This is a genomic window from Lysinibacillus sp. NPDC094177 (genome assembly GCF_050279145.1).
GTDB lineage: Bacteria > Bacillota > Bacilli > Bacillales_A > Planococcaceae > Lysinibacillus.
Window position 1 is genome coordinate 1 of record NZ_JBNNTW010000029.1, and the last position, 8834, is coordinate 8834.

Sequence of the window (8834 nt, forward strand, 5' to 3'; positions counted from 1 at the left end):
AGGATCAAACTCTCCATAAAAAGAAATTTGATTAGCTCAAATTGTTTTGCTGGCATCATGTTTGATGTCCAAAATTTTGTTTCGTTCACTAACTCGAGGTTAGCTACTAAAAACTTTATTGATTACGTTTTGCTTGTTCAGTTTTCAAGGTTCATTTCGTTGCCATTGTTTCAGCAGCAACTCTTATATATTATCATGTCGTTCGCTAGATGTCAACAACTCTTTTTCGTTTAATTGTTTTTCAGTAGCTGTCTTAACGACTTGTATAATATTACACCCTTAATTTAAAAAGGTCAACACTTTTTCTGAAATAAATTCATAGTTTTTTACTTTATCGAGAAACTTCCTATTATAATGATTAAGAAAATATTTTAATATTAGACTCACAATCTTTAATGTTTTATTGTTATCTAACAAATCATTTCTTCATAATTTCTATTAAAAAATCAAACAAAAAGAGCCCGAGACATAAAAAAAGATGACTCTGTCAAGCATACCGAAGTCAACTAATTGCCGAATCGTACGGCACTCCCTATTGCTTTCATCATCTAATACTAGTTCTGTAATTTTAACGCTGGGTGTTCTTCATTTGACTTCGTTCCAGAAATAGAGCAGTCCATAATCTCCTAGTCTAACCTAAATACAAAAGCATGAGACTGTTAAAATGTGCAATCTCATGCTTTCTTTTTCTGAATTATTTAATTCAACTAATCCATGAAAACTTGTATATAATTTATTGGAAAGATTGGATTCCCATCACTCGGCATAACACACTTGAAATTTCTCTTTTTAATGCAACCAAGCTTATCAATATATGACTACATCTATTCATTTACAGGTACATTCTGCAGTATCCATTGGACCGTTCCGTCATATGCATCAGCTTTAGCAGTTCCGGCTGGCACTTCTAAATAAAGCCCATCTCCTTCTGGAGTCCATGCATTAGAAATGTTGATTTCTTCTGTGCCAGTTGTTTTCTTTTTATAAACCAGTGCTGAAGCATCTTCAGTAAGAGTTGAAACATTTCCACCATAACGATAATATAAGCCATCTAATGTAGAATCGTTATTCTTCTTCCCTGTTAGCGGCTTAACTAGCTTAGCCGTCATCATCCAAGACGGATTTCTCGACAACGTACGACTATCTTTTACAGATAAAGATTTATCACATTTGATGAGCTGATACGTTTTAGTTCTCGACGAAATCTTAAGCTTTTCTCCAAAGCCAACCTCCTCAGGCGCAGAAACGAATTTCAACACGCCAGAAATTTTGGTTTTCACTTCATTTGATGTCTGATTGACTTCATCACCTGTACTGTATTTCCCTGTAGCTGTCGCTTGACTTACAACAAAGTCTTCTTCTGCCGCATCTTCTTTCACCTTCGCATTAAAGATGAATTTTACTTTTGTAGAGCGTAGCACTTCAGGGTTAGTATCGAGGGTTGCCACAATCTCATTATCATCGTATGTTGCTGTACCGATTTCTTTACCATTTTCATCTATTACTTTAAGGTCTGTTGGCGATTCTAAATGTGGATCATATTTTTGTGAAATCGTAAATTGACCATATGTCCCTCTATCATCCGGAATATAGCCGGAATCTACTAAAATCTCATACTTCAATGTTTCACCTGGTGCAACTTCTGTTGGCACTTTACCATCCACACCAAACACTCGTTCTTCAATAGTTAATTCTGGTCGGATTTTTATTGTTTCAATATTAGATTGGAGCTTCTCGTCGTCCGCCAAAAATACCGTCACCGCATATACACTAATTTCATGATCTAATCCCTTCTTCACTTCATCTACCGGAATCGTATACCCCCACGATTCATCTGTATTTACACTTGGATTTTCTTTATGTGCGAATTGCTGAGGCTCACCGTCATCTACCTTATAATAAAGTTCGACATAATCAGCTTCTTCCTCTTGATTGTTCCACGTCCCTGTAAGACGGTATCCTTCATCTGTATATTCCCCGTCATTATCCAATTTAACCTCTACCGGAACCTCCGGTCTGTTACTTACCGTAATCTCCAAATTAAATTCCCTTACTGTATCCGGCTCTTGTACTTGCGGTTCCCATCTTAATGCCCAGGCTGGATACGACGTGTAAGGATATATCTCATCCTTGCCGGGATCAGGAATACTTGGCGAATTTAGTTCAGTAAAAAAGAGATCTTCACGACCAGCATCACCACTATCGAATGGTCTCACCCGCGGGTTATTAGTTGCTCGCATTGCAGCTGGATGATTCGCATAACCATTATAGAAGAAATAAAGATAATAATCTTGACCGTCCCTCATATCAGTCTCATGAAAATATAGTCCTTTATTATTTCCTAAAGAATACATTTTACTTTCCCTACCTCGATTGTCAACATCCATATGCACGGAATAACCGATATTTGTATAAGGGTATCGCGTAGTTAAGTTCAAATATTTCATACTGACATTAACACGCCCTTTTCTCTCATTCGTCAGACTCATTTTAATTTTTATATATCCTTCTACGAATTTCGGATTATTATGCGTATCTAGGGAAGCTGCATACGCAACCAGCTCATGTGTCTTTTCATTTTTATATAATTTCAAAATTGGCATGACATTAGATTGCTTTTGTGCCTTACCGTTTTCTTGTTCCCCATAAGCAATCACAAGTCCATTACCATTTTGATGCAAACGACCAGCACGATGAGGCCTTCCTCCGGGATAATAATATGGTACAACACCGTTTATTGCATCGGGATTATAATCCTCAGATAGAGCTGTTGCTACTGAGAAATTTTGTACCATTATTTGTGCGTCAAAGTCATACGCTAAATCGGAAAGTGTTGTATTCATAGAAGGCAATGGACGTCCCCAGTCATCATCATACCTAGTAAATAGTCTCGAGCTTTTCAAGGAATTCCGTGACCGGTAATCGGCAAGATCCCCAAAATACATGTAATAAGATCTACCTTGGTAGCTCTCTCTTGTTGGAAGTTCAAGGCCTACATTTGTACTCATTTGTGTAAATCCATCTAATTCATTCGGAGAATCATCCAACTTTGAAAAATCAATATTACCGATTTCACCAACGGTTTTTATAGGAATTCCGAAATAGTCCACTCGAGGACTAGCAATTCTTCTTAAACATTTAGGTACTGATTTTTCTTCACTAGCTAATTCTTCTTGTTCTTCACCTTCAGTTACTAGTTCTTCTTCAATGTTAGACTCTAGCTGCTCCTCTTCTTCAGCCACTAGTTCTTCTCCTTCAATGTAAAACTCTTCCTCACAGTCAACTTCCAAATTTTCTTCAATTTCAGGCTCTTCCTCTTCCTCACAGTCAATTGCTAAATCTTCTTCATCATCAGCCTCTAGCTGTTCCTCTCCTTCAATTACCAAATTTTCTTCAGTTTCATACTCTAGCTGCCTCTCACACGCATTCGCAAGATTTTCTTCATCTCCAGATTCTCGCTGCTCCTCTTCTTCAGTTGTTGGAGTTTCGCCATTTTCAGTATCTGGTTCTTTCTCTCCTTCGGTTGTTGGCGCTTCACCACTTTCAGACTCCGGCTGTTTCTCTCCTTCAGTTGTTGGTGCTTCACCATTTTCAGACCCCGGTTCCTTACATTCAGTTGCTAGATATTCCTCGCCACCAGACTCTAGTTGTTCCTCACATTCAATTGCAGACTCTGTAGGATTACCCACAATTGTTTCTGCTATAGATACACTCAGCTCAGAAAAGACTAGAATAAAAACTAATATCGATATTACTATTTTCCGCATATTTCTTTTCACCGACCTTTTACATGTTAAGCAGCTTCATAACGAACAATGAAGTTAACCGCATACTGATCACTTTGCACATCTTCTCATTCTTTCAAATTAACTTTTTCTTTTTAATTTTTAACAAGTGATTCATCTGAATTTTTATTGATTCACTTGTTAAAAAACCAATCGCTTGTCGTAATCAGCGTTAACTGATACACGCCTCCATCCTGCATCTTTAGAAACATAAATTGGTGCATAATTTTTCTAAAACGAAAAGTCAGCAAAGTAACCAGTACAGCTACTTCCAAAACAAAGGCGTATTTTTATTCAATTTAATTTATTTCTTGTTGTTTCTTCTGCTTCTTTTTGTTATAAAATATAAACAATAGTAACCCTGCTACTAGAAGGATTAGCAATCCTACCAAATACGCTAGATAATTCGGTCCTTCAATGGATACATCTGTTGCGTTAAATTGCTTTACTTCTTCCCCTTTAATGGAGAAATCCTTCTCAAATTCCCATGATTCTTTGCTCGACTTAGCCTTTACATGTAACGTATAGGTTCCAGATTTGAATTTTTCTCCATTTAATGAAATCGGGTATTCAAAATTTGAATTTGGCGCCATTTGCATGTCTTGTTTTTCAGATTTATAGAGCACCTCTGTTTTCCCTTTTTTCGTAACTTTCGCGTCCACTTCAAAACGGTTTAAATACGTTGCCGTTGGATTTTGAAGCGTAGCATTAATCACATTACGGGCATTCACTTGTCCAGCTTTCACATCGTGTAATTGCAAATCTTGCTTCACTATTTCATCAGTTTCTTGTAGGATAATTCCCACTACATAAGCATATTTATTTTCAATACTTACACCTTTAGTTGTTTCCTTGGTATTTTTTGACGCTGCTTTCTTCTCTTCTAATGTAATACCGCCCGCTAAAATCCCATCGAATTCTTCTTCAGGCATCGTTACATTTAACTGTAAATCCTTACTTCCCTTAGCCGGAATCGTAATTTCCTTCTCAGTTTGAATTAAATCCCCTAATTCATATGGCAATGAAGAATCACGTTCAGCACTTGTAGGACCGTACTCTACAACTCCATTAATATTCGTTGTAGCAGAATGAATGATCGGCTCAATGACGACCTCCTCTTCCGTATCATTTTTCAATTGAATCGTTAATGTCTGCTTTTGATTAGGCTCCATTTTCAGATCGAAATAAGATTTTTGTTTATCAATTTGGTTGTCTGGAATGACGGTATACACACCAAAATTAAATTCAGATGCTGAAGCAAATGGTGTTAACCATACTAGGCTTACAATCAATATTCCGAATAAGGTCCATAACGTATTTTTCCTCATATTTTCTACCATCCTTACTACTTAAAAGTCTTCAAAAATCTAAAATTATTGGTAAAAACCCGCAATGCTTTCCTCTAACAATGGAGCAACAGGATGCCACGAAGTCTCTTACTCCTGTCGCTCCACGTTAACTCGTACTTGTTGCAAATCGAGTTAACAGGATTTACACGGGTTTTTACCTGTATCTCACAATATTGCACTGAAATGATAGGATACTATTTTTGATAGTCTCTTATTCTTGTCCAGGTACGTCTGTCAGTGTCCATGTTAAGGACGTAGCATATTTATCTGCATATTTCGTAGTTGAACCTGGGATAGAAAGTTCAATACTATCCGCTGCTGTAGCGTCATCACCAAATACTAATACATAAGTACCGGACCCTTCATTTGCTTTGGCAGACATAATGTTTTCAGCTACACCCATCCCATCTGGTTTTAAACTAAATGAAGTTTTTACAATAGATGGTTTTGAAGATGCAGAGGCTGTATTAACCCAGGCATTTTTAAAAGTAATTTCAGCACCCGTTAGTTCTTTATCTGCAGTGTTCTTGAATTGACCATTTTGTTTCACTTGCAATGACCAACCTTTTTCTGTACCACGACTATCTGTTACTTGAACATAGTTCGGACCATCGCCACGACCGTTAAATTTTTGCGGTTGTACTTTGTAAACTTGATTGGTAGAAGTAATTTTTTGCTTACCAAAGTCTAAGCTAGATGCATAGTCAATACTTAATGGACCAGGTGTTCCCGGCTTTGGGCCGTTTGGATCAGTTGGATCTACTGGATCTACTGGATTTGGGTTATCCGGATTAATTGGATCTATTGGTGGAGTAATGGTGTCAGTAGCTGATTCAAATTCGATAATTGCATTCGTTTGATACTCGCCACCATCTGCCGCATAAGAAGTGACACTTCCTCCTAATACCAAACCTGTTAACATTGTTGTTGCTACGCCTAGAGCTTTTAAATTAGTATTGATTTTCATGTTTCATCATCCTTTATTATTATTTGTTACCTGGAACATCCGATAAGTTCCATGTCAATTTTGTACTGTATGTAACAGCATCTTTTGGCGTTTTCCCTGGAATAGAAAGGGAAATCGCTTTATTTTTTTGTACTTTCTCACCTTCAGCATTCGTCATCTCATCTACCTGTCCCCAGAGGTTTACCCAAAGTCCAGCTCCCTCTTTTGGCTTCGCTGACATGACAAGTGACTCAGCGCCATTTGGATCTAACGTAATTTCTTTAGCTGCTGTTGGCGGTGTCACTTCTGTTTTACCTGTAACAGTCGGATTCACAAATTTGATTTGTGCGCCTGTTAATTTTTTATTTTGCGCTGCAACATTAGCAAACTGCCCTTCTTGTTTAACGGTTAATTTCCATCCGGCATTTGTTCCGCGATTATCTGAGATTTGGGCATAGTTTGGTACATATTTACTTCCTTCACCAGAATTTAACACCTGTGCATTCGCATAATAAATCTTTTCTTTGTTCGAGATTTCATTAATACCAAAATCGAGACTCGATACAAAATCAAGGCCTAGTGGGCTTCCAGTTCCTGGTTTTGGACCTTCTGGATCAGTCGGATCTACTGGATTTACTGGCTTCTCTGGATCTGGATCAGTCGGATCTACCGGGCCTTGTGAATCTTCATTCGGAATAAATGTCACCATTCCATTCGATACGTAATTAACTACTTTTTCTTTTTCTTCTGTTTCACCTTCTTCTGCTGAAGCAAATAATGGAGAAATCGCCGTACAACTTAGTAAAGTGGCAATTGCCGCAAATTGCATAGCCTTATTCTTCATGCTTAAATTCTCCTTTCATGTATTTTTTATATTTACGTATTAGATAAAATGCTAATACGGTAAATAACACATACTACTTAATAGTCGAATTACAAATTAACTATTTTTAAATATTTTGTAATAAAATTACAGTTTTTAAGCAAAAAAGGACATCCTTTCATTCAACCACCCTCCCATTTCTTATTGCATATTTATTTATATTTACGTATCAGATAAAATGCTGGTACGGTAAATAACAAAACAGAAAATGTTATTCTAAGAATAAGATACATCCCTCATTTGTGGATTTTTTCTTGGCCCATAAACGATGGAAGCTTTCCGAATCAAGGGCTTACGATTTAGCATTAGATGAAAAAGAAATAGTTAGAAACATCACTATTATTATCACAAATACTAGTTTGTTTACTTTTTACACTTAACCTATACCTCAATTTGAACTTCCTTAAACATATTTTTTCTCTTTTATTTCTTTTTTTCTTTTCATCTCTTACAATTACAGATTGTAGCGTATTTTACAAAAGAATTAAAATCAACTTTTGTTGCTTTCTTAGCATAATTTGATAAAGGTGAATTCCAAAATAAACTTTCTTAAAATTCTAACTTTATTTGAATATTTTTTATTAGTTATCACCAAAACCATTGTTACTATTAGGATATCATTTAATAATTTGACATTTAAAATAGTGATCGTACACCTTCTGTATTGCTTGCATCAGTCGAATTGCAGATAACCATTTTCTAACTACTTTTTTTAAATTATTACATCATTAAATCAAAACATAAGGGATTCCTTTTATCGAACATCTTATCGGACATCTTATCGGACATCCTTTTATCTTAAGGTTTATGCTTATTTAGGTTAAAACCTACAGGGAAAAGATGCAAATCAACTTTTTATTACTTTTGAACAAAAATTGATAAACTGCTTTTTTCGGCTCATTATGTTAATTATTTCCAACTTTATATTTGATCTTGGATCGTGATGTTCCTTCTTAAAAATAGAACTTTCTTATCCTTCTATCTATAAGTTCATACTCATACAGAGTATACAAAGAAAAAAGAGATGTATCGAATATACGTTACATCTCTTACGCGTATACTATTGCATGCTCCTCTATAACCTTATACCATCCAGCAAATGTATACCTTACTTTGTCGGTGCCGCTGGGGCTTGCAGCAATTCATCTTTTAAAATTTCCTTATACTGTACTTCACTTCATTACTTCCCAATCAATTATGCCTCGGCATAATTGCGTTCCGAATCAGCTTTGTGCTTCGGCCTGCAAATGTGTTTTGTGCGAAAGCGTAGCGGCAGCCACAGATGTGTTTTGTGCGAAAGCGTAGTGCTGACGTAGCGTCCAGCAATGTGTTTTGTCTATACGAAAGCGAAGCGACAGCAAAAGGGGTTTTTCTGCGAATGAAAGCGTAGCGGCAGCGGCAAGATGTGTTTTGTGCGAAAGCATAGTGCTAACGTAGCGTCCAACAATGTGTTTTGTCTATACGAAAGCGAAGCGACAGCAAAAGGGGTTTTTCTGCGCGAAAGCGTAGCGGTAGCGGCAAGATGTTGGTCAGTCAGTTTAAGTGGATAATGTTTGGACACTCGCTGAAAGGTGACTTAAAACCCGCATTAATCTTACTGCCTCTAGAGGTGGGGAACTTCTATACCTGTCGCTACGATTCCGGTACAAAAGACATTTACTAGGAGAAATCAAACCTAAAGTAACAATATAACTTATCGGTTCGTTTTCCAAAGTTCAAGGGTTTATTTATTTCCATAGAAAAAAAGCCGAGGAATAAATCCTCGACTTTTCTAGGTGCCTAGCGACGTCCTACTCTCACAGGGGGAAGCCCCCAACTACCATCGGCGCTAAAGAGCTTAACTTCCGTGTTCGGTATGGGAACGGGTGTGA

At 36.9% G+C, this 8834-nt stretch carries 4 protein-coding genes and 1 rRNA gene; all 5 read right to left on the reverse strand.

Going from position 1 to position 8834, the window contains the following annotated elements:
• Positions 1–824: 824 nt before the first annotated feature.
• The gene (locus ACQKNC_RS22375; RefSeq protein WP_427426908.1) at positions 825–3767 is read right to left on the reverse strand and encodes a hypothetical protein; all 2943 of its coding nucleotides are present in this window, start codon (positions 3765–3767) and stop codon (positions 825–827) included.
• A gap of 317 nt (positions 3768–4084) precedes the next feature.
• Positions 4085–5113, reverse strand: a complete 1029-nt coding sequence (locus ACQKNC_RS22380; protein ID WP_427426909.1) for a DUF916 and DUF3324 domain-containing protein — start codon at positions 5111–5113, stop codon at positions 4085–4087.
• A gap of 232 nt (positions 5114–5345) precedes the next feature.
• Positions 5346–6101: a WxL domain-containing protein gene (locus tag ACQKNC_RS22385; protein ID WP_427426910.1), complete on the reverse strand. Its 756-nt coding sequence runs from the start codon at positions 6099–6101 to the stop codon at positions 5346–5348.
• Positions 6102–6120: 19 nt separating this feature from the next.
• Positions 6121–6924 (reverse strand): WxL domain-containing protein, encoded by an 804-nt coding sequence (locus ACQKNC_RS22390; RefSeq protein WP_427426911.1) that lies wholly within the window; start codon positions 6922–6924, stop codon positions 6121–6123.
• A gap of 1816 nt (positions 6925–8740) precedes the next feature.
• A 5S ribosomal RNA gene (gene rrf, locus ACQKNC_RS22395) occupies positions 8741–8834 on the reverse strand; the annotation flags it as partial.